An 18,486-nucleotide genomic window follows, 5' to 3' on the forward strand; every position below is an offset into this window, starting at 1 on the left:
AAGGGGTTGGTCCTATGATAGGAGAAACGTTAAAAAGTTTTGTCATGATTGCATTGGAATTGGTTGTTCTGTTTATAGGTGTGTCTTTACTCATGAATTATTTACAGAAATACATCCCGTATCAAAAAGTTGAGAAATTACTTTCAAACAGTAATAAGCTTGTAGGTTCTTTGATTGCAGTCTTTTTTGCATTTATAACACCCTTCTGTTCATGCTCAACCATTCCAGTGGTGGTTAATATGCTGAACAAAAAACTAAATTTCGGTATGGTGATGATTTTTCTATTCGCCTCTCCATTATTAGATCCTACGATATTAACAGTTATGGGCGTAATTCTAGGGTGGAAAGTGACGATTGTTTACACGGTGATCACCACTGTTTTCTCCATTGTAATAGGTTTACTCCTTCATACATTTGGATTCGAAAAATCCGTTAAAGATGAAGTTGTTACAGGATTTGCTCCAGATGAAGAATCGGATACATCCTTAAGAGTTGCATGGAAAGAAACGGTAGGTCTCATGAAAACAGTACTCCCATATTTAGTATTGGGTGCTTTTATCGGAGCGGTTATACATGGCTTAGTACCAACTGAATTTGTCGCTAGTGTATTTGGAGAAGAAGCATGGTGGTTAGTTCCTGTAGCTGCAATATTAGGAATTCCTTTGTATATACGTCTTTCGAGTATGGTGCCGATATCTCAAGTACTGATTTTAAAAGGTATGGCTTTAGGACCTGTAATGGCTATGCTTATAAGTTCAGCAGGTGCAAGCTTGCCAGAAGTCATTCTGTTAAAGTCTATTTTTAAGAAAGAACTCGTTGTAACTTTTGTCGTGTCAGTCATTGTTATGTCCACCGTGTCAGGATGGATATTTTATATGATTTAATTAATCAAAAAAATTGATTTAAGGAGGTGGAGAAGTATGAAAAAACTTATTCAAGCATTAACAGGTAAAGGGAATAAGAAGAAGGATTGCTGTAAAGTAGAGATTAAAGAGAAAGAGGAAAAGAAGTAACATCACATAAGCACATCTAGATTGGGAAAACTATTTAACGATATAAAATACTAGGCGAGCTTTGGAGTGATGAGGGTGTACACGAGAATGAAATGGATATTAGCATCAGTAGTAATAGGGTTGATTTATATTCAATGTTCAAGTACTTCATATGCAACAACTGTTAAAGCTAAAGAAACACAAAATAAACTAGATCTCAGTAAAGTAGAGTATATGAACTCTGAAACCCTTCCAGATTCAAAGCTAGAACAAGCGTTTAGCAAGGCTTATGATTTAGAGAAAGGTAAAGATCAGATTACCTATTACTACAACCGAATTGATCTTAATGATGATCAAGTACCAGAAACATTTGTATTCTTGGTTGGTCCATACGTTTGTGGGACAGGTGGATGTAGTGGACTTATTTTCACACAAGACTATGATCTGATTTCTAAGTTTTCATTAGTTCGTAATCCCGTTATTATTCGGAAGAAGAAAACGAATGGTTGGAAAAACATTGTCATGTATGTTGCTGGTGGAGGTATGGAGCCGAGGTACAAAGAATTAAAATTTAATGGTAACGCTTATCCTTTAAATCCTTCCATTCAACCTGATGTACAAGATAAACAAATTGAAGGAATTGGGATTATTAATGATGAATTAGGTGGAAATAGCGGAATTAAATATTAAAAAATCACCCGAGTTTCGGGTGATTTTTTTATGACTGTTCTTTAGAATGGGTTTGTTGTAGCAAGGTTTCTAATACACGCTTTCGCATCTCTTGATCTAATGTTCCAAGTCCAAATATTTCAGAAAGCCATAAGCCATCTACGGCTAAACGCAAAATCGTAGCCTGTACTTCATCAAGTCCATCTTGTTGGATCTGCTCTTGCCAATGATCATACGTTTCTTGAAGCGGCTTTAATAAATCAGGGTTAATTCCTTGTGCGGCAAGCATACCTGCGCTAATTTCTTTATTTTCAAGACTTTGTTTATACATCGTATTGACGAAGGCTCTCGTCCATTTTCCAGTTTCCTCTGAGTCATCTTTAGTAGAACCTTCTACATTTTCACGGTATATATTGTCCATATGTTGAACGAGCCCTTTTACTAGAGCCTCTTTACTCTCAAAGTGATATAACAATCCACCCTTACTCACTTCAGCTTGTTTCGCTACAGCATCAAGGGTGAGTGCATCAATACCTTGGTTATGCACGATTAAAGCTGCTGCTTCTAATAATTTCTGCCGTTTCGATACTCTAGGCATAATTTTTCCCTCACATAGTTAGGTTTTATTTATCCATCTAATCGTAACAATACCGAAATGCTTTTTCAATTTGCCTTAGAATAATGACCTATGTTGTGGAAATATTACATAAAAGAAGCATTTGAAACTTTACAGTCCAGATGGTATAGTTTCAAATAGTGATTTAATTCGAAGGAGGAGTTCATAGTGAAAAATAAAGTCTTACTAACAGCAGCCGTAACAGGTGCAGGAGATACAACACAGAAGAACCCAAACGTACCAGTGACACCTAAGGAGATTGCAGATTCCGCAATTGAATCAGCAAAAGCAGGAGCAACAGTAGCTCACGTTCATGCACGTGATCCAAAAACTGGTGGTATTAGCCATGATTTAGATCATTACCGTGAAATTGTAGATCGCATTCGTGAGTCTGAGACAGATGTCATTATTAACATTACATCTGGTGGAGGTGGAGACTTTATTCCAAGTCTTGCAACTCCAGCTGCAGGTGGGGATGGAACGGATATTCAAACACCATCTGAACGTCACGAACCGGTAGGCGAACTTCTACCAGAAATGTGTACGCTTGATTGTGGAAGTACAAACTTCGGCAATATGATCTATATGAGTCCAACAGATTGGTTACGTGAACAAGCAAAACTAGTGCAGGAAAGTGGCGTAAAGCCAGAACTTGAATGTTTTGATACAGGTCATCTTCGCTTTGCTAAACAACTTATCCAGGAAGGACTTGTAGATGGAGATCCAATGTTCCAATTTTGCCTAGGGATCCCATGGGGAGCAGAAGCTGATGCAGAAACGATGATGTATATGAAAAATCGCTTACCTGAAAATGCCCATTGGTCTGCATTTGGAATTGGACGCATGCAGTTCCCAATCGCTGCTCAAGCAGCTCTTTTAGGTGGAAATGTTCGAGTGGGTCTTGAAGACAACATGTACCTTTCAAAAGGCGTCTTAGCTAAAAATGAACAATTGGTAGACAAAGCTGTATCAATGCTTGGCGGACATGGCATTGAACCGATGACACCACAAGAAGCACGAGAGTATTTAAATCTACGCAATCCGCATGGAGGGAAGTAAGTATGACAGCACAGATCAAGAAGGTTGCAGTAGTTGGTACAGGCGTTATCGGAAACGGGTGGATTACTCGCTTTTTAGCACATGGTTATGATGTAGTGGCGACAGATCCTGCTGATGGCGCAGAAGAACGTATGCGAAAAGCGGTTGATCATGCTTGGCCTTATGTGGAAGAACTAGGTTTGGCTGAAGGAGCTTCAAAGGATCGTTTAACGTTTGAAAAGGATCTTGCAAAAGCTGTAGCAGGTGCTGATTTCATTCAAGAAAATGTTCCGGAGGTTGAAGAATTAAAGCAAACTGTGCTACAAAATATTGATCAGCATGCTAAGTCTGATGCGGTAATTGGATCAAGCACGTCAGGTATTATGCCGTCGGAGTTACAAGCTAATTTGCAACATCCGGAGCGTTTCGTTGTGGCGCATCCATTCCATCCAGTTTATATCTTACCATTGGTTGAAGTAGTACCAGGAAAAGCAACGACAAAAGAAAATGTGGAGAAAGCGCAAGGCTTCTTTGAAGGTCTAAATATGAAAGCATTACTTGTCCGTCATGAAATTGAAGGGCATATAGCGGACCGTTTAATCGAAGCCATTTGGCGCGAGTCTCTTCATATTGTGAATGAAGGCATTGCAACTACTGAAGAGGTGGACCAAGCGTTTATATATGGAGCAGGACAACGTTATGCTCAGTATGGCCCATTCCTTACCTTCCACTTAGCAGGAGGAGAAGGTGGTATGCGTCACATGCTTAAACAATTTGGACCAGCATTGAAAAAGCCATGGACAAAACTTGAAGCACCAGAATTAACCGATGAGCTTTATGACAAGGTCGTATCAGGTTGCGAGCAGCAAGCAGGCGATTTATCTATGTCTGAATTAGATCAGAATCGAAATGAATTTTTAGTTCGTCTGCTTGATCTCGTGAAGGAATATTGGCCTGAAGAACAGAAGAAAGAAAAAGCATAAATCGGAGGTGTAAGCTTGGAACAAACATTTAGCTTTGAACAAAAAGTGCTCCCTGAATGGGTGGATTACAATGGTCACATGAACGATGCGGAATATGCTCGAGCGTTTAGTTGGGCTGGAGAAGCGTTTTTAGACTATATTGGTTTGGGTGAAAGTGGACGTGCAGAGCATTCTTACACGATTTTTACCTTGGAAACCCATATTTGTTACCTAAAGGAAGCTCATGAAGGGGAGACCCTTACAATCAAAAGTCAGCTTCTAGATACTGATGAAAAACGATTGCATCAGTTCCTAACGATGGTAAATGCTCAAGGAGACATTGTTTCAACGATGGAACTGATGCTTATGGGTATGGATCAAAAAGAAGGTCGTCCAGCTCCTTTTCCTGAAAAAGTAGCTAAGAAAGTTGAAGAGATTTTCGTAGTAGATTCAAAAAAGGATCGTCCTAAACAAGCTGGTAGGCAGATTGGTATTCGAAAAAAATAGAGCAGTTTTTAAAAGACCTCGGAACAAGATCCGAGGTCTTTTTTGGTACTTTGATTTTCCAGATTATGAAACTTAATAAAAATAAAAACGTACTAATAATATAAGAGGTGATAAAAATGGAAGCATTATTTGTTATCTTTATTATTATTATTGTCGTAATTAATATAGGTAAGAAGGCATCAGGTGGAGGATTTCATAGCGGCGATCATCATGACCATTCCGACTCTGGTGGCGGAGGTTTCTTTGGTGGTGATGGAGGCTTCGGCAGTGACGGCGGAGGTGGGGAATAAGTATTGAGTAAATGGAAAATGATAATCTGGTTTATCTGTCTAGTAGTTACTTATGGTTGTTTCTTCATGATGAACATTGGAACAGCATCACCAGAAGCTTCACATGGAAACGGTAATCCTTGGTTGCTTCTTCTAATGATACTTTGGCCGTTTTTTATGGTTTTTTATTATTTTACGATTGAATTGGTTACACGTTGGCTTCTTGCAACAAGAAGCAAGCGTATTGTGCTAAGTTTTTTAACTCTTTGTGTGATTGGCTTTGTGGGTGTATTTTTCCCAATCAAATCAAAAGCACAAGCTGTACGGAATGCTTTATTGGGGTCTAATAATGAAGAGTATCATATAGGGTGGAATCAGTTCACAAATTCCATATACTTTAACACATTTACATTTCTGCTAAGTGTATTGCTTTGTGGTTTGGTGGCAGCTTTTTTAACCATGTGCATTCTTTTGGTACAAAATCGAAGGGAGGAGGAATAGCAATGGGAGGGTTTATCTTATTTTTTGCTCTTCTCATTATTATAATCATTGTACTTAAATTAGCTAAATTCGATAAAGGTGGAGTAGCTGCAAAGAAAGATAATCTCACAGCACGTAGTCGGAGAGGAGACGTTAGTACAGGAGGCTTCTTTTATGGTGGAGATGGTGATGGTGGAGGAGATGGCGGTGAATGATTATCTTCCGCATTTTTGCTTATGAAAAAACACCTAACCCACAAGAGGATTAGGTGTTTTTTAGGTTACATTTATCGGCTTAATAGAAAGATGCACCAACAATGATAAGAAGGATGAACAGTACAACAATCAACACAAAGTTACTTCCATAGCCGTATCCGCAAGACATAGAAAAATCTCCCTTCATCATAGTTTAGGTAAGATAAGGTCAAATGAGATGAGCACCTTACCCATTAATACATCATATGGATGAGGGACCAGTTTTGTATGGTGTAATGCCCAATGGGACAACATCCTTTTTATAATGATAGATTGGCCTACTCATGTTTTGCTAAATAGATAAGTTAAAAGGAGATCGTATATGGGATATGTTATGGACCTAAGAAAGGTTTTGGGAAGGAGACCTTTAATAGTAGTGGGGGCCAGTGTTCTTCTTATGGATAAGGAGCGGCGCTTGCTTCTACAGAAAAGAACAGACAATCAATGCTGGGGATTGCCTGGAGGTTCTCTGGAGCCAGGAGAGGAACTGCAGGAAGTAGCAGCTCGTGAACTTCAGGAGGAAACTGGACTAAAAGCGCATCATCTTGAATTTTTTCAGATATTTTCTGGAGAAGAGCTTTATTATAAATATCCTCATGGTGATGAAGTGTACAATGTGATCGCCTCTTACGTTTGTACAGAATTCTCAGGTGAACTAAGGAAAGAGCCAGAAGAAGTCGAAGCATTGCAATATTTTAACTTAGATGACCTTCCATCTCCTTTAAGCCCACCTGACAAGAAAGTTTTGGAGAATTTTATTACATATATTAATGATAACAAGAGGTAAGCTGCTCCTTAATACAGAGCAGCTTTTCAACCTAATATAATTAGATAACAATCAAATTAGTTGGTATGGTTTTCTAACAGAATCTGATCATGATATTGATCATTTGCACTTAGAATATTGGGACGAATGCATTGATGCTAACTATGAACCAGTAGATCTACATACTGAAGTGGTTATGGTTCCAGAGAAGGTTAGGGAGATCATGAAATAATTATACAATAAATAAAGGCGCCTTTTTAAAGGGCGCCTTTTTCTAATTCTGTTAATAAAGCTTCGGGAACGTACTTCATGACACTCCTGTGTACTAGTTCTCACCAACCACTAGCTCTCTGGAACAGGGAAGAGTCTCATTACTGCAAATCCGTCTACGCCAAAGAAATATCATTCAAATATAAATTGTTTGACTCCTTTCTATCTTAGACGCTTTCAAGCATTAAAGTCAATAGTGTGAATGAATTTTTTTATTAAAAATTCAAACATTTAATCAGTTAAGGATAATCGTTAATATAAATTGCTAAATAATTTCCAAAAAAATGAAACGTCCTATCCCTTTCATTCGTCTTTATAGTAGAGGATAAAAATGGTTTAAATTTCCTTTCGATTTGAGAAGAAGATATAAAGTTTAGTTATTGGTTTAAATTTCCTTTTATAATCATATTTTATATTTTACTTCGTAAGTATCTGAGGGAGTGAAATTTTCCAACCATGATACACCACTAGAGTAAACACGGAATAACAAAAGGAAAGGGAGAGATGGATGAAGAAAAAATGGATGTCTGGAATGCTGTGTACGGTGATGATTGCAGGTAGCATGACACCGGTATATGCAGCGACCGATCGCAATTCAAGTAATGAAAAGGTTGATGAAGTCGCATTAGAAGAGGCAAAGAAAGAAGCCAAGATCTCTAAAGAAGAAGCTATTAAATTAGCAAAGCAGGCTATTGAGATTCCAGAAGATTATGAGCGTGAAGACGTTCGTTTTGATACTCGTTATCGTGACACACAAGTATGGCAAATTAGATGGAATAAACGAGATGATCGCTCATATCATAATATTCGTGTAACGGTTGATGCAGAAACAGGAGATGTTATTTCTTTGCATCAACATCATAACGAACAAGATGAAGAACGAAATTTCCCACCAGAAGTTGATTATAATAAGGCTGTTTCTATTGCACAGTCCTATATCATGAAACACCACTCAGGTTTAAAGGGTGGCCTTGTACTCGATGAAGTGACGAAGAAAAGATCTCAAGAAAGACCCTTCCGTCGTTCTTATGAACATCAAGTAGAGTTTCATCAACAAGTGAATGGAGTGCCTTATAAACGCAATAGTATTCATTTTTCCATCAATGGGAATGGAAAGATTACAAGTATGAGATTTAACTGGGAATATGATTTAAACTATGAAAATCCAAGTGAAGTCCTTTCGAAAAAAGAAGCGGCAGATAAACTCTATGAACAGTTTACGGCAGGACTACAATATCAGATGAATCGTTATGCTTATCGTCCTGGGGTTGAAGCAGAACCAAGACTTGTTTATATTCCGGTTAGCAAGTTTGAAGAAGGGTATAGAGGCTTTGGCCTACTAGATGCTGAAACGGGTGAGTGGTTAAACCGTTATCAAGAGCCGTATGGAGAGAGTGATGAATATAAGATTTCTGAAGATCCTGTATCAGACGAAGCTACTCCACTAAAAGAACGACACAATGAGTTAACACAAGAAGAAGCTCTTGAAGTTGTAACTGGAGCTTTCGATATTCCAGAGAATTATGAACTTCAGGATGCGAGTTATGATGAAAATAACTACCGAGGTGACGAAAACCCTACATGGAGGTTCTATTGGAGAAACGATGAACAGCGACCTCATCCAATGGAGGACATTCGGGTCACTGTGGATGCTAAAACAGGAGAGCTTATGAGTTACCGGGATGATCGAGACCGCTATTACGGTGATAAGATGCCGGATGACTTTGAGGTAAAAGTAACAAAAGAGGAAGCAAAAGAGAAAGCTGTGAACCTTGTGAAAAAGGTAGCTTCAAGCAAATTAGACCGTCTGTACGTAAGAACACCACGAGAAAATACATACAGAGAAAAAGATGTACCGCGTTCCTATACAGTAACTTTTGTTCGCAAAGAAAATGGCTTACAAGTACAAGGCCAGCAAATTTCAGTATCCGTGTTAAGCGATACAGGTAAAATCGTTAATTATCATCAACGTTGGAACCACGATATTGAGTTCCCTAATGTAGAAGATGTTATATCAGAAGAGAAAGCAAAAGAAATCCTTTTTGATAATTACAAAATGGATTTAACTCATCATTTACCTGTTCCAAGAAGTGAAGAGGAAGAAGATATCAAGGATACCAATCTGATCTATCAACCAACACGTGAAATTACTGATTATCGTGTATATCTAGATGCTAAAACTGGAGAATGGATTGATGAGGAGACAGGTGAAATTTACAGTAAAGAAGAAAAAGAAGCGAAAGATATCGCTGATCATCCAAACAAAAAGCAGCTTCAGGATATGTTAGACTACAACATTTTAGAGCTTGACAAGGATGGGAATCTGAACCCAGACGAAGAGCTGACAAGAGCTGAATTAGTAAAATTCATGATGAAAGCTTTAGGGTATGATGGCTATTATTACGGACGTAATGACGAACTGCCATTTGAAGATGTGACAGAAGAGCATGCAGACTTTAGTTATATTCATAGTGCTGTTCAGCGTAATATTCTAGATGACGATGAAAACAAATTCTATCCGGATCAGGAAGCGGATCGAGCATTTATGGCAAAGCTTCTAGTAGAAGCTTTGGGCTACGATCAACTTGCCAGCTTTGAGGGAGTATTTCAACCAGCATTTGAAGATGTTGAAGGTGAGGAGTATGCTGGTCACATCGCTCTAGTAAACCGTCTAGGTATCGTAAAAGGGAATGGAGATGAATTCCATCCAGATAAGGCGGTAACGAAAGCCGACTTAGCTATTGCGATTATGAAGTTTTTAGAGATTGAGCCAAAATTAAATGAACATTAATAAAGAGAAAAAGGTGCCAGGCTAGGGTCTGGCACCTTTTTTCGTGCATCAAATTATCTACGATGTCGATGGAATTTCATAGGATGTATTTATTAAAATAAACTTTTGTGAAAATGCTCATTTCTTCTTCCTTTCCTCTAGACATGTTATAATCTCAGAATCTGGAAGGGGGGGTTCTATGGATATTAAGGTTCAAATGGGGGATGTGAAGTTTAACTTTCGTGTTGCTGGTGTTTGGTTGAATCAGGACTATGTGTTGCTTCATCGGATTAAGCATGAAACATTTTGGTCACTCCCGGGTGGTCGAGTAGCAGCTGGAGAAGAATCTAGCACGAGCATTAAGAGAGAGTTCATGGAAGAGTTAGGGGTCGATATCAAAATCGATCGTTTGTTAGGTACGAGTGAAAACTTTTTTGTACATAATGGTAAGAAGGTGCATGAGGTAGGCCTTTATTATATCGTTCATTCAGAGGACGTGGACACCAATACACTAAACAAATCAGGAGAGTTTTACGGAGTAGAAGGTGATGATCTAGTGTATCAATGGGTGAAAATAGATCAACTCCCCTCTATAGATGTTCGACCGGGTTTTCTATACGATACGTTGAAGGATTTACCTGTTGGAGCACAGCATTGGGTTAATCATGATCATTAAGTGATTTGGTAAATAAGTGACGATATGATAGTATATTTTATAATAAAATTTGAACGGTTTTCTAGGGTTCCGCAGCTTTAAACTGGCCTGGTCCGAGAGAAAACACACAGCTCAGCTGTGACACGGAGGGACAAAAGCCCGGGAGATTTCTGTTATGACAGATGTCTCTCGGGCTTTATCTTTGGCAGTAATATAGGTAGGAGGAAGAATCCCATGAACAAGGAATGGTTAAAGGTCGTTGTTGCTTCGTTTTTTGAAGTTGTATGGGTTGTTGGATTAAAACATGCAGATTCAGCTTTAGAATGGAGCTTAACAATCATTGGAATCATCATCAGTTTCTACTTTATGGTGATGGCAGGTAAGTACCTACCAGTCGGAACAGTATATGCAGTGTTTGTAGGTTTAGGAACAGCCGGTACAGTTTTATCAGAGATTCTATTCTTTGGGGAACCTTTACAATTCGCCAAAATTGCTTTGATTCTTTTACTTATTATAGGAGTAGTTGGATTGAAGCTTGTAACAGAGGAATCTCCAGTTGATAAGGAGGCAGAGTCATAATGGCGTGGGTATCATTAATAGCTGCTGGGCTCTTTGAAATGCTTGGCGTAACGTCAATTAACTTAATTCATAAATATCGAAATGCTTTTTCTGTATTCACTATGTTGATAGCTTTTACCGGAAGCTTTATTTTCCTTTCTATTGCTATGGAAGAGCTCTCTATGGGTATCGCCTATTCTGTGTGGACTGGAATAGGGGCAGCTGGGGGAGCTATTATGGGAATGCTTTTTTATGGAGAACAAGTAGATATGAAGCGAATATTTTTTATCAGTCTTATTATACTTTCCGTCATGGGCCTAAAGTTTATTAGCTAAGTTCAGCATGTGTTGCGACTAAGGTTATATTAAACTGGAGGATGGAAGAGTTTATTGCTCATTATAAATTAATATTCTAAAAACAAAGCGGCGTACTAGAACTTTATAGGATAAATTAAAGGTAGTAAATCCCTGTCATATCAAGAGGGAGGCGCTACCTTTTTATTTTTTATAAAAAAAATCTAGAAAAATGTGATCCAAATTGATAGCTGCTTCGATAGCTAAGTAGAAAAGAAAATATAGAAGCTTTAAAAATCTAATCTAAATTACAATCAGGAGGTATTTTCATGAACTTGAAAAAGACATTTGTAGCGATTCCGTTGAGTGTATCCTTATTGGTACCATCTCTAGCGGATGTTGTGTCAGCAGAGGATCACACGAAGCCTAAGGTAGATACTGCAGCTGTCGAATTAAGAGCTGATTTGGATCGCATGTTTTCTGAACACGTTTACTTGGCTATGACAGCAATGCGTAAAGGAGCAAACCAAGATCCAGACTTTGAACAAGCCGTTGCAGCTTTAGAAGGGAATACACAAGATTTAACTGCTGCAATCACAAGTGTGTATGGTGAAGAAGCTGGTAATCAGTTCAACGAATTCTGGAGTAACCATATTGGATTCTTCGTTGATTATGTAAAAGCAACAGCAAATGAAGACGAAGCGGCTAAACAAGAAGCTCTAGATAATTTGGAAAACTATAAAGAAGAATTCTCTACCTTTATGTCCGAAGCTACAGACAATCAGTTAAAATCTGATGCTCTAGCAGAAGGTCTGCAAACACACATTAATCAACTTATCGGAGGATTCAACGCATTCGTAGAAGGGGATTATGAAGAAGCATATGAAACACAAAGTAACGCAATGGAACACATGTATATGACCAGTAAAGGTCTTTCAAGCGCCATTGTGAACCAATTCCCAGATAAATTTAATAACACAAAAGCTGTAACAAAAGCAGCTCAACTTCGATCAGATCTAGACTTCTTACTATCTGAACACTTCGCATTAGCTCAACAAGCTATGCAAAATGGTATTCAGGGAGCGCCTGAATTTGAAGCAAACGTTGCGACACTACAACAAAATACAGAAGAGCTATCTGCAACAATTGGATCTGTATATGGTGAAGAAGCAGGTCAAAAGTTTAAAGACCTATGGAGCTCTCACATTGGTTATTTCGTTGATTATGTAAAAGCAACAGGAAAAGACGATGAAGAAGCTAGACAAGAAGCTCTTGCTGAATTAGATGACTACCGTAAAGACTTCTCTCAATTCATGAGTACAGCAACGGAAGAACGCGTTCCATCTGACGGACTTGCTCAAGGATTACAGGTGCACGTTGATCAGCTAACAGGTACTTTTGATCAATACGTGAACGAAAATTATGGTCAATCTTGGGACATTGCTCGTTCTGGTTATGACCATATGTTTACACCAGCTAAATTGTTCAGTGGAGCAATTGCTGCACAGTTCCCAGAAAAGTTTTCTAAGTCTGAAGAAAAAGATATGAAGTTTACTGACGTTTCCGCTGAATTTTGGGCTTCTGAGTATATTTACGGCCTAGCTAATGCTGGAATTGTTTATGGAATGAATGAAGATCAATTCATGCCTAAAGAAGAAGTAACACGTGGACAGTTCACAGCGATGCTAGCTCGAACACTTAATCTAGAAGCATCAATTGACTTACCATTTATCGATGTTTCTGAAACGTTCTCTGCTGAAATTGCAGCAGCTTATGAAGCGGGTATTACAAATGGTATGACAGAAGAAACATTCGCTCCGAACGAGAAAATCACACGTCAACAGATGGCTGCAATGGCAGTTCGTGCATATAACGCGAAGATGAACACGGAATATGAACCAAAAGAAGATTATATGTATGAAGATGAAGCGCATATTAGCCCACGATTCAACGCACATGTAGATGCAGCTCGTGAACTTGAGCTAATGGTGGGTAACGGTGGAGACCAATTTAACCCAATGGCAAATGCTAACCGTGCTCAAGCAGCTAAAGTGATGTTCTTGTTACACCAAATGAATCAATAATAGATCAAAGAAGCCACTAGCTATTATGCTAGTGGCTTCTCTGTGCTTATAGATGCTTCCTCCGGTGGGATTGGAGGGTGATCGTCCAGTTTCATATACTTCCTGAGGAGTACAAGAAACATAATCTCTAAAATTATGAAAAATACAATGGCTACTATTGTAAGACCAACGAGCGCTTCACTAGATAGATTGATGAATAACGCATCAAAAATAATTAAGGCAAGATTAGATAGGATATAAACTTTGAAGAATTTCCTTGTATAAGTTTCTAATGCTTCTTCTTGATAGTCTTTAACAACTTCCAACATTAACTGAAAAATAAAGAATATAAGAATCAAATCAATAATCATCATAACTTCGCTATAAACCCACCACATCGTAAATGGAGAATCCATAGGGTTCATTGTGCCGGATTCATTTATAAACACTGTCGGAATTGACAATACAGCGAGTATAGCAGCAAGCACTTGAGCTTTGTTTCCAATTGGATATTTCTCAACTAATGTTTGCAGTCCAAGAAATATTAAAAAATAGCCAACTGGATCTGGTAAGATATCGATAAATTGAATATGGATTTCTAATAGAGTTAATAAAAAACCCCAAAATATCTTAGAAAATGCACTTCTCACTACGTATTTCCTCCTTTTTATATAATAATTTCATTTTCAATGCTTCAATTAACTGAAGTCATAAACGAATTTAGATGAAGTAATGATCTTTCCCTTCAGAAGCTCTTTTTTATCTTATGTAATAAATTGGTTCAAAAATTACTATGAAATGAAATACGAATAAGGTAGATTAAAGGTTTCAGTCGAAAGATGTAGAGGTTGTAACTGATAAGGTGGATGTATGAGGAAGTTAGACCTTATAAGCTTTTGGTAAAGGTTGCTGTTTGGTCGAGGTTTTGCTAATAAAAGAGTAGCACTCCAATCTCAGTAACTTCTAACCAAAGGAGGGATTACATAATGGAATCGAACTAAAGATCCCCTATCAAAAGAGGCCCAATGACAGCTGTGTAAATAGTTGGTAGCTTTATTGGGATTATCCTTTCCTTCTTTATAAATGAAAAGGGATCTAAACAAACTCAAGAAGCATGTATGCAAGGTTAAGTCTGATTTCCTTTCTTATCCTTTACTTTACCGTAAACAGATTTAGAGTTTTTATAAAGTCCTGAAGAGGAAAGACCAATGATAAGGCCAGCTAAAACTTGATAACGAAGGGTAACATCAACATAAATAAAAGCGAACAAGACACCAAGAATCAGGGCTAGAATGGGTTCATATTTTTCTGGTAAACCGAAGCGGTTCGTTAGAGCTGTGAGACCAGTCACAACAGCTATAAGTACAGTTAAGTCACCAACAGGGTTGTTCATATAATTTAGCCTCCTTATAGACAGTATATCGTCTTTACCTAGTAGAAATGGATAGGTCTAAGGAGTCAAAATACATCATAAAGATGGTGGAAGGACCTCATAGCGCTATATAATGAAAGCATTTAATGGAAAGTAGGAGAAGCTAATGGAAAACATGATTATAATAGGACTTCTTATCCTTACTGCTTTTTTGTTATGGGAGTTGTTTTTTATTTTCCCAACCAAGTGGTTAAAGGTAGAGCGTATTTATTGGGATACGAAGACACGTAAGAAAATACTGCAAATTAGTGATATTCACATTCGCCATCTCCGTGTATCATATGAAAAAATTCAATCAATCATAGAAGAGGAAACACCCGATTATGTTTTTTTGACAGGAGATTTTATTGATAAACATGAGCGAGAGTTTGATTCTCTCAAATTGCTATTACAAATGATCCAAAAGACAGGCATTGAAATGTACGGTGTTCTAGGTAATCATGATCGATATATTGATGAGGATAAAGTAGAGGAATTGGAGAAGTTGCTTCATGAGTGCGGAGTGAATCTATTGAAAAATGATTACGTGGAAAAGGATGACGTTTTCATTGTAGGGGTCGATGATTATTGTAAGGGACATTGTGACATCAATAAAAGCTTTGATTTCAATAACACTGAGAATAAAGAGGTATTAGTTCTAACACATGATCCTGATGCTATATTGGAGATCGATCAACCATTTTCGTTTTTTGTATCCGGACATCTTCATGGAAAGCAAGTAAATGTTCCATTCTTTTTCAAAATAAAAGATATGGGAAAGGTTGCTCAGCAAGGCATGTATCAGGGAAAGCACCAGCATGATAAAGGACCAATCTATATCTCAAAAGGCATAAGTCAGACGGCACTAAATATACGGTTTTGGGTGAGAAGTGAGTTAACCGTCCATCACTTGGCACCGAGTGCAAAGGGTAAATAAAAAACTGGCTGAATCCTAGTCATGATTTTGACTATGGAACTCAGCCAGTTTTTGTACGTAATATTGTTCTTCACGAGCCATATGATCGGCCATCAGTTCAGAAAAACTATCTAATAAGTTTGGTGATAAATTCATATCTTGAACTTCATTTAAGAAGGTATGGAACAATTTCCGTTCAAGGTCTATATGAGTATTGAATTTATCTAGAATTGGGAAAGATTGAAAATTTGTTTTAATGTAACCAGTTAATTCAACCGCTTTTGCATAAAAGTGATTAAATTGCTTTTGGAAATCCTGCGATTTTCGTTGTAAGTAGGTGTCATCTAGTTCGTCTTGAAGGGCTTCTGCATGTGCTGAAGCATCTGTAAGCCAAAGCATATGGTGATGTAATTCATGAAAAATAGGAGGCTCTTCACCTTTACCAAGAAACCCAATCACCAGTAAATATTCTTCGAGTTCAGTAACCATATGATGAAGAAATGATGTTGATAAATCAATAGAAATCTCATCATTTATAGATTGTTCAATAAGGGAGAGCTTCAAACGACGAAAATTACGTGCATCCTTTCCAATCTCTTGCGTGAAAGCAGGTATATCTTCAATGTATTGCTCACATATGGTTTGAAGGTAGGTATCGAATGTTTGTATGAAATTCTCTGCTTGAGCCACGAGTTTATATTCTTTTGAAGAGAGTGCATGATGAATAAAACGGGCGTGATCTCCAAGAACCTGTAGCCAAAAACTATGTTCATACAGGGCAGCATCCTGATAGGACTTCATCTTAGTGACCCTCCTAGACATGACTTCTCCTTCATCATATGCGGAAGAAACGGTGAGCATGTGCTTTTTCTTAAATATCCCATTCTAAACAAAAAAGTTACGCCCCATTTAGGACGTAACAAGGTGAATGTAAATTATCGTTGTGACTTCCGGTAGCCGGCTTGTTGGGCTTCTTCTTCAGTTTGGAAGAATACCTGACCTTTAACGCGATTATAGTACTGGCCACCTGGAACATGATAGATAAGCTCGCCTCTACCATTACGATTTCCTTTAATTTGAGGTGTAGGTGGCTGCTGAGTTGGGGCGAGTTCTTGTGTTGCTGGAACCGATGGGCTTTTACTTGTGTCCGTTTTACGGGTGGAGGCACTTGAATAGACCATCCCCATCAAAAATCCACTCGCGATCAGACCGGCATATGTAAGAACCTTTACAATGATCTTCATGTTTTCCCCTCCCTAACGTTAGCCTATTCCCCATCAAATCAAATGTGAAACTACTACCTAATTTTGTAACTTAAGTATATATCCAAACGTCTTATAAATGAAAGAGGAAAAAGGGTGAAATCTATGACTCACAAAGTACTATTTATCCTATTTTCCTGTTCATTTTTTGAAAGAAATCTAAGAATTTGAAGAGCAATTCAATTTTTAGTTGTCTAATTTAGAGGATGAAAAATCTATACAAATTCAAACCCTGCAGATCCCTCATACTACTTTGAAAGAAATGGTTCCAATCGGCTTTTACAATATTGAATGCGGAAGAACGTAAGACCTTAGAAAAAATTAAGCGTATTGGAGAAGAGAACGATTTAGAAGAGCAGTCAGATTAGTGAACCTGAGTGAGGTTAATCTTCCTCACTCAGAATTTTACTAAGGACCTCTAAATCTTTATAAATCTCCTGCAGTAATCCACCATTATAAAAAATAGCAGCGGGATGATAGAGTGGAAATACTTTGTAGACTTTATCAGACCATTCATAGAGCTTATCATCTAGTTCTTGTAATTGTAAAATGGGGCTTTTAAGAAGCTTCCCATGTGACTCTGAAATTTTGCAGGATTTCCCTAATAAGCGTTTTAATGCAATGTTTCCTAACGTAACAATAATCTCAGGGTTCATTTCTTGAATTTGATAATCCAAAAGCGGAGCGTGCGCTAATATTTCTTTTTGATTAGGAGCCCGATTCGGCGTTTTAGTGACTTCGTTACCCTCTTTATCCGTTGTTTCTAAAATTTTATACGGGCGGCTACGAACCACACTCGTAATGTATATTTCTTCTCGAGTTAGTCCTATATATTCCATGAATTCGGTTAGTTTATCACCAGCTCGTCCAATAAATGGCTCACCTTGCACGACTTCATTTCGTCCAGGAGCTTCACCAATAAGCATGATTTTAGGGTTTTGGGGACCTTTCCCTGGTACGAATCCCTCTGTTTGATAAGGTTCTATGCGCTCAAGCCCAAGTTTCTTTAAATGTTCAGGAAACATCATGAAGCCTCCTTTCACAGATCTTTCCTAATATTAACATGATCCTTCTTTATTCTTTCACAAAAATCCTCTATACTACTAATAATTAAACTCTTTGAAGTCGACATGAGGTGAACACACATGAAGGGAATTGCAGTGTTTTGTGGCTCGCGTTTAGGCGCAACAGAAGCATATAAAGAAGGAGCGATTAAGCTTGGAAAAGTAATGGCTGACCAAGGGATTACGCTCATATACGGGGGGTCAAGTGTTGGACTTATGGGTGCTTTAGCAGATACCGTTTTAGAAAATGGTGGAGATGCTATTGGTGTGATCCCACAGACACTTGTTGAAAAAGAAGTCGCTCATCATAGCCTAACCGACTTACATATCGTGAACACGATGCATGAACGTAAAGCAAAAATGGCTGAACTAGCTGACGCATTTATTACCATGCCTGGTGGTGCTGGAACGATGGAGGAATTTTTCGAAGTGTACACATGGGCTCAAATTGGTATTCATGATAAGCCATTTGGACTCTATAATGTAAATCAGTATTACACTCCGCTTATCTCCTTATTCGATCATATGGTGAATCAGGAATTTTTAAGTCAGGAGAACCGAGATATGGTGATGATTGATAAGGATGCTGAAGCATTATTACAGAAGTTTGATTCATTTAAAGAAAAACATTAAAGAGAATGTTCTCTATCAAGTAGAAACGTGAGAGTCTT

Annotated in this window: 24 protein-coding genes and 1 riboswitch; of the genes, 17 read left to right on the plus strand and 7 right to left on the minus strand. The window is 38.0% G+C overall.

Features of this window, described 5'->3' with window-relative positions; all coding sequences use genetic code 11:
- Nucleotides 1–14 precede the first annotated feature (14 nt).
- Together GS400_RS01140 and GS400_RS01145 are read left to right on the plus strand one after the other, a co-directional pair.
- Nucleotides 15–884 carry a permease gene (locus GS400_RS01140; RefSeq protein WP_160098335.1) on the plus strand — a complete coding sequence of 290 codons (870 nt, stop codon included), beginning with the start codon at nucleotides 15–17 and terminating at the stop codon, nucleotides 882–884.
- A 216-nt stretch (nucleotides 885–1,100) separates the two neighbouring features.
- Nucleotides 1,101–1,682 carry a hypothetical protein gene (locus GS400_RS01145; protein ID WP_160098337.1) on the plus strand — a complete coding sequence of 194 codons (582 nt, stop codon included), beginning with the start codon at nucleotides 1,101–1,103 and terminating at the stop codon, nucleotides 1,680–1,682.
- Nucleotides 1,683–1,710: 28 nt separating this feature from the next.
- On the opposite strand, the gene GS400_RS01150 is transcribed toward GS400_RS01145, so the two are convergent.
- The gene (locus tag GS400_RS01150) at nucleotides 1,711–2,259 is read right to left on the minus strand and encodes a TetR/AcrR family transcriptional regulator (protein ID WP_160098339.1); all 549 of its coding nucleotides are present in this window, start codon (nucleotides 2,257–2,259) and stop codon (nucleotides 1,711–1,713) included.
- Nucleotides 2,260–2,445: 186 nt separating this feature from the next.
- On the opposite strand from GS400_RS01150, the gene GS400_RS01155 reads away from it, so the two are divergent.
- From GS400_RS01155 to GS400_RS01180, 6 genes are all read left to right on the plus strand, one after another.
- Entirely contained in the window at nucleotides 2,446–3,336 is an 891-nt protein-coding gene (locus GS400_RS01155; RefSeq protein ID WP_160098341.1) for a beta-keto acid cleavage family enzyme, read from the plus strand.
- A gap of 2 nt (nucleotides 3,337–3,338) precedes the next feature.
- A complete protein-coding gene (locus GS400_RS01160) occupies nucleotides 3,339–4,298 on the plus strand; it encodes a 3-hydroxyacyl-CoA dehydrogenase NAD-binding domain-containing protein (protein ID WP_160098343.1) in 960 nt (319 codons plus the stop codon).
- 15 nt (nucleotides 4,299–4,313) lie between these two features.
- Complete coding sequence (locus GS400_RS01165; protein ID WP_160098345.1) at nucleotides 4,314–4,784, plus strand: thioesterase family protein; 471 nt, start codon at nucleotides 4,314–4,316, stop codon at nucleotides 4,782–4,784.
- Nucleotides 4,785–4,900: 116 nt separating this feature from the next.
- On the plus strand, nucleotides 4,901–5,074 hold the full coding sequence (locus tag GS400_RS01170) for a hypothetical protein (RefSeq protein ID WP_160098346.1): 174 nt from the start codon (nucleotides 4,901–4,903) through the stop codon (nucleotides 5,072–5,074).
- 3 nt (nucleotides 5,075–5,077) lie between these two features.
- The gene (locus tag GS400_RS01175) at nucleotides 5,078–5,554 is read left to right on the plus strand and encodes a hypothetical protein (protein WP_160098348.1); all 477 of its coding nucleotides are present in this window, start codon (nucleotides 5,078–5,080) and stop codon (nucleotides 5,552–5,554) included.
- A gap of 2 nt (nucleotides 5,555–5,556) precedes the next feature.
- Nucleotides 5,557–5,748: a hypothetical protein gene (locus tag GS400_RS01180; protein ID WP_160098350.1), complete on the plus strand. Its 192-nt coding sequence runs from the start codon at nucleotides 5,557–5,559 to the stop codon at nucleotides 5,746–5,748.
- Between the two features lie 79 nt (nucleotides 5,749–5,827).
- Here the strand turns inward: GS400_RS01180 and GS400_RS01185 are convergent, their stop codons facing one another.
- Nucleotides 5,828–5,938: a YjcZ family sporulation protein gene (locus GS400_RS01185; protein ID WP_081672961.1), complete on the minus strand. Its 111-nt coding sequence runs from the start codon at nucleotides 5,936–5,938 to the stop codon at nucleotides 5,828–5,830.
- Between the two features lie 183 nt (nucleotides 5,939–6,121).
- Here GS400_RS01185 and GS400_RS01190 point away from each other — a divergent pair, with 183 nt between their 5' ends.
- From GS400_RS01190 to GS400_RS01215, 7 genes are all read left to right on the plus strand, one after another.
- Nucleotides 6,122–6,574 carry an NUDIX hydrolase gene (locus tag GS400_RS01190; RefSeq protein WP_370519787.1) on the plus strand — a complete coding sequence of 151 codons (453 nt, stop codon included), beginning with the start codon at nucleotides 6,122–6,124 and terminating at the stop codon, nucleotides 6,572–6,574.
- 55 nt (nucleotides 6,575–6,629) lie between these two features.
- Nucleotides 6,630–6,785 (plus strand): DUF6176 family protein, encoded by a 156-nt coding sequence (locus GS400_RS20110; protein ID WP_255454184.1) that lies wholly within the window; start codon nucleotides 6,630–6,632, stop codon nucleotides 6,783–6,785.
- Between the two features lie 546 nt (nucleotides 6,786–7,331).
- On the plus strand, nucleotides 7,332–9,614 hold the full coding sequence (locus GS400_RS01195; RefSeq protein ID WP_160098354.1) for a YcdB/YcdC domain-containing protein: 2,283 nt from the start codon (nucleotides 7,332–7,334) through the stop codon (nucleotides 9,612–9,614).
- 178 nt (nucleotides 9,615–9,792) lie between these two features.
- Nucleotides 9,793–10,269, plus strand: coding sequence for an NUDIX hydrolase (locus tag GS400_RS01200; protein WP_160098356.1), 477 nt, complete (start codon nucleotides 9,793–9,795; stop codon nucleotides 10,267–10,269).
- 50 nt (nucleotides 10,270–10,319) lie between these two features.
- Nucleotides 10,320–10,416: riboswitch (guanidine-I (ykkC/yxkD leader) on the plus strand.
- 66 nt (nucleotides 10,417–10,482) lie between these two features.
- On the plus strand, nucleotides 10,483–10,827 hold the full coding sequence (locus GS400_RS01205) for a DMT family transporter (protein ID WP_160098358.1): 345 nt from the start codon (nucleotides 10,483–10,485) through the stop codon (nucleotides 10,825–10,827).
- Nucleotides 10,827–11,141, plus strand: a complete 315-nt coding sequence (locus GS400_RS01210) for a DMT family transporter (RefSeq protein WP_160098360.1) — start codon at nucleotides 10,827–10,829, stop codon at nucleotides 11,139–11,141. Before GS400_RS01205 ends, GS400_RS01210 begins: the two co-directional genes overlap by 1 nt.
- 287 nt (nucleotides 11,142–11,428) lie before the next feature.
- Nucleotides 11,429–13,183, plus strand: a complete 1,755-nt coding sequence (locus GS400_RS01215; RefSeq protein ID WP_160098362.1) for an S-layer homology domain-containing protein — start codon at nucleotides 11,429–11,431, stop codon at nucleotides 13,181–13,183.
- A gap of 23 nt (nucleotides 13,184–13,206) precedes the next feature.
- On the opposite strand, the gene GS400_RS01220 is transcribed toward GS400_RS01215, so the two are convergent.
- Nucleotides 13,207–13,812, minus strand: a complete 606-nt coding sequence (locus tag GS400_RS01220; protein WP_160098364.1) for a hypothetical protein — start codon at nucleotides 13,810–13,812, stop codon at nucleotides 13,207–13,209.
- Between the two features lie 476 nt (nucleotides 13,813–14,288).
- Entirely contained in the window at nucleotides 14,289–14,555 is a 267-nt protein-coding gene (locus GS400_RS01225) for a holin (protein WP_160098366.1), read from the minus strand.
- Between the two features lie 145 nt (nucleotides 14,556–14,700).
- Between GS400_RS01225 and GS400_RS01230 the strand changes: the two genes are divergently transcribed.
- Nucleotides 14,701–15,510, plus strand: a complete 810-nt coding sequence (locus GS400_RS01230; RefSeq protein WP_160098368.1) for a metallophosphoesterase — start codon at nucleotides 14,701–14,703, stop codon at nucleotides 15,508–15,510.
- A gap of 15 nt (nucleotides 15,511–15,525) precedes the next feature.
- Here the strand turns inward: GS400_RS01230 and GS400_RS01235 are convergent, their stop codons facing one another.
- From GS400_RS01235 to GS400_RS01245, 3 genes are all read right to left on the minus strand, one after another.
- Nucleotides 15,526–16,290, minus strand: coding sequence for a DUF2935 domain-containing protein (locus tag GS400_RS01235; protein WP_160098370.1), 765 nt, complete (start codon nucleotides 16,288–16,290; stop codon nucleotides 15,526–15,528).
- Between the two features lie 134 nt (nucleotides 16,291–16,424).
- Nucleotides 16,425–16,733: a sunset domain-containing protein gene (locus tag GS400_RS01240; protein WP_160098372.1), complete on the minus strand. Its 309-nt coding sequence runs from the start codon at nucleotides 16,731–16,733 to the stop codon at nucleotides 16,425–16,427.
- Nucleotides 16,734–17,134: 401 nt separating this feature from the next.
- The gene (locus tag GS400_RS01245) at nucleotides 17,135–17,779 is read right to left on the minus strand and encodes a uracil-DNA glycosylase (protein WP_160098374.1); all 645 of its coding nucleotides are present in this window, start codon (nucleotides 17,777–17,779) and stop codon (nucleotides 17,135–17,137) included.
- A gap of 117 nt (nucleotides 17,780–17,896) precedes the next feature.
- Here GS400_RS01245 and GS400_RS01250 point away from each other — a divergent pair, with 117 nt between their 5' ends.
- Nucleotides 17,897–18,448 carry an LOG family protein gene (locus GS400_RS01250; RefSeq protein WP_160098376.1) on the plus strand — a complete coding sequence of 184 codons (552 nt, stop codon included), beginning with the start codon at nucleotides 17,897–17,899 and terminating at the stop codon, nucleotides 18,446–18,448.
- The last annotated feature ends 38 nt before the right edge of the window (nucleotides 18,449–18,486 follow it).

Source organism: Pontibacillus sp. HMF3514 (assembly GCF_009858175.1).
Taxonomy (GTDB): Bacteria; Bacillota; Bacilli; order Bacillales; family BH030062; genus Pontibacillus.

Excerpts from the sequence above, each read along its gene's own strand:
- GS400_RS01235 (WP_160098370.1), bottom strand. The coding sequence starts at position 16,290 with ATGAAGTCCTATCAGGATGCTGCCCTGTATGAACATAGTTTTTGGCTA.
- GS400_RS01230 (WP_160098368.1), top strand. The coding sequence starts at position 14,701 with ATGGAAAACATGATTATAATAGGACTTCTTATCCTTACTGCTTTTTTG.
- GS400_RS01250 (WP_160098376.1), top strand. The coding sequence starts at position 17,897 with ATGAAGGGAATTGCAGTGTTTTGTGGCTCGCGTTTAGGCGCAACAGAA.
- GS400_RS01180 (WP_160098350.1), top strand. The coding sequence starts at position 5,557 with ATGGGAGGGTTTATCTTATTTTTTGCTCTTCTCATTATTATAATCATT.
- GS400_RS01185 (WP_081672961.1), bottom strand. The coding sequence starts at position 5,938 with ATGATGAAGGGAGATTTTTCTATGTCTTGCGGATACGGCTATGGAAGT.
- GS400_RS01150 (WP_160098339.1), bottom strand. The coding sequence starts at position 2,259 with ATGCCTAGAGTATCGAAACGGCAGAAATTATTAGAAGCAGCAGCTTTA.
- GS400_RS01215 (WP_160098362.1), top strand. The coding sequence starts at position 11,429 with ATGAACTTGAAAAAGACATTTGTAGCGATTCCGTTGAGTGTATCCTTA.
- GS400_RS01170 (WP_160098346.1), top strand. The coding sequence starts at position 4,901 with ATGGAAGCATTATTTGTTATCTTTATTATTATTATTGTCGTAATTAAT.
- GS400_RS01195 (WP_160098354.1), top strand. The coding sequence starts at position 7,332 with ATGAAGAAAAAATGGATGTCTGGAATGCTGTGTACGGTGATGATTGCA.
- GS400_RS01200 (WP_160098356.1), top strand. The coding sequence starts at position 9,793 with ATGGATATTAAGGTTCAAATGGGGGATGTGAAGTTTAACTTTCGTGTT.
- GS400_RS01145 (WP_160098337.1), top strand. The coding sequence starts at position 1,101 with ATGAAATGGATATTAGCATCAGTAGTAATAGGGTTGATTTATATTCAA.
- GS400_RS01205 (WP_160098358.1), top strand. The coding sequence starts at position 10,483 with ATGAACAAGGAATGGTTAAAGGTCGTTGTTGCTTCGTTTTTTGAAGTT.
- GS400_RS01140 (WP_160098335.1), top strand. The coding sequence starts at position 15 with ATGATAGGAGAAACGTTAAAAAGTTTTGTCATGATTGCATTGGAATTG.
- GS400_RS01240 (WP_160098372.1), bottom strand. The coding sequence starts at position 16,733 with ATGAAGATCATTGTAAAGGTTCTTACATATGCCGGTCTGATCGCGAGT.
- GS400_RS01190 (WP_370519787.1), top strand. The coding sequence starts at position 6,122 with ATGGACCTAAGAAAGGTTTTGGGAAGGAGACCTTTAATAGTAGTGGGG.
- GS400_RS01245 (WP_160098374.1), bottom strand. The coding sequence starts at position 17,779 with ATGATGTTTCCTGAACATTTAAAGAAACTTGGGCTTGAGCGCATAGAA.
- GS400_RS01225 (WP_160098366.1), bottom strand. The coding sequence starts at position 14,555 with ATGAACAACCCTGTTGGTGACTTAACTGTACTTATAGCTGTTGTGACT.
- GS400_RS01210 (WP_160098360.1), top strand. The coding sequence starts at position 10,827 with ATGGCGTGGGTATCATTAATAGCTGCTGGGCTCTTTGAAATGCTTGGC.
- GS400_RS01160 (WP_160098343.1), top strand. The coding sequence starts at position 3,339 with ATGACAGCACAGATCAAGAAGGTTGCAGTAGTTGGTACAGGCGTTATC.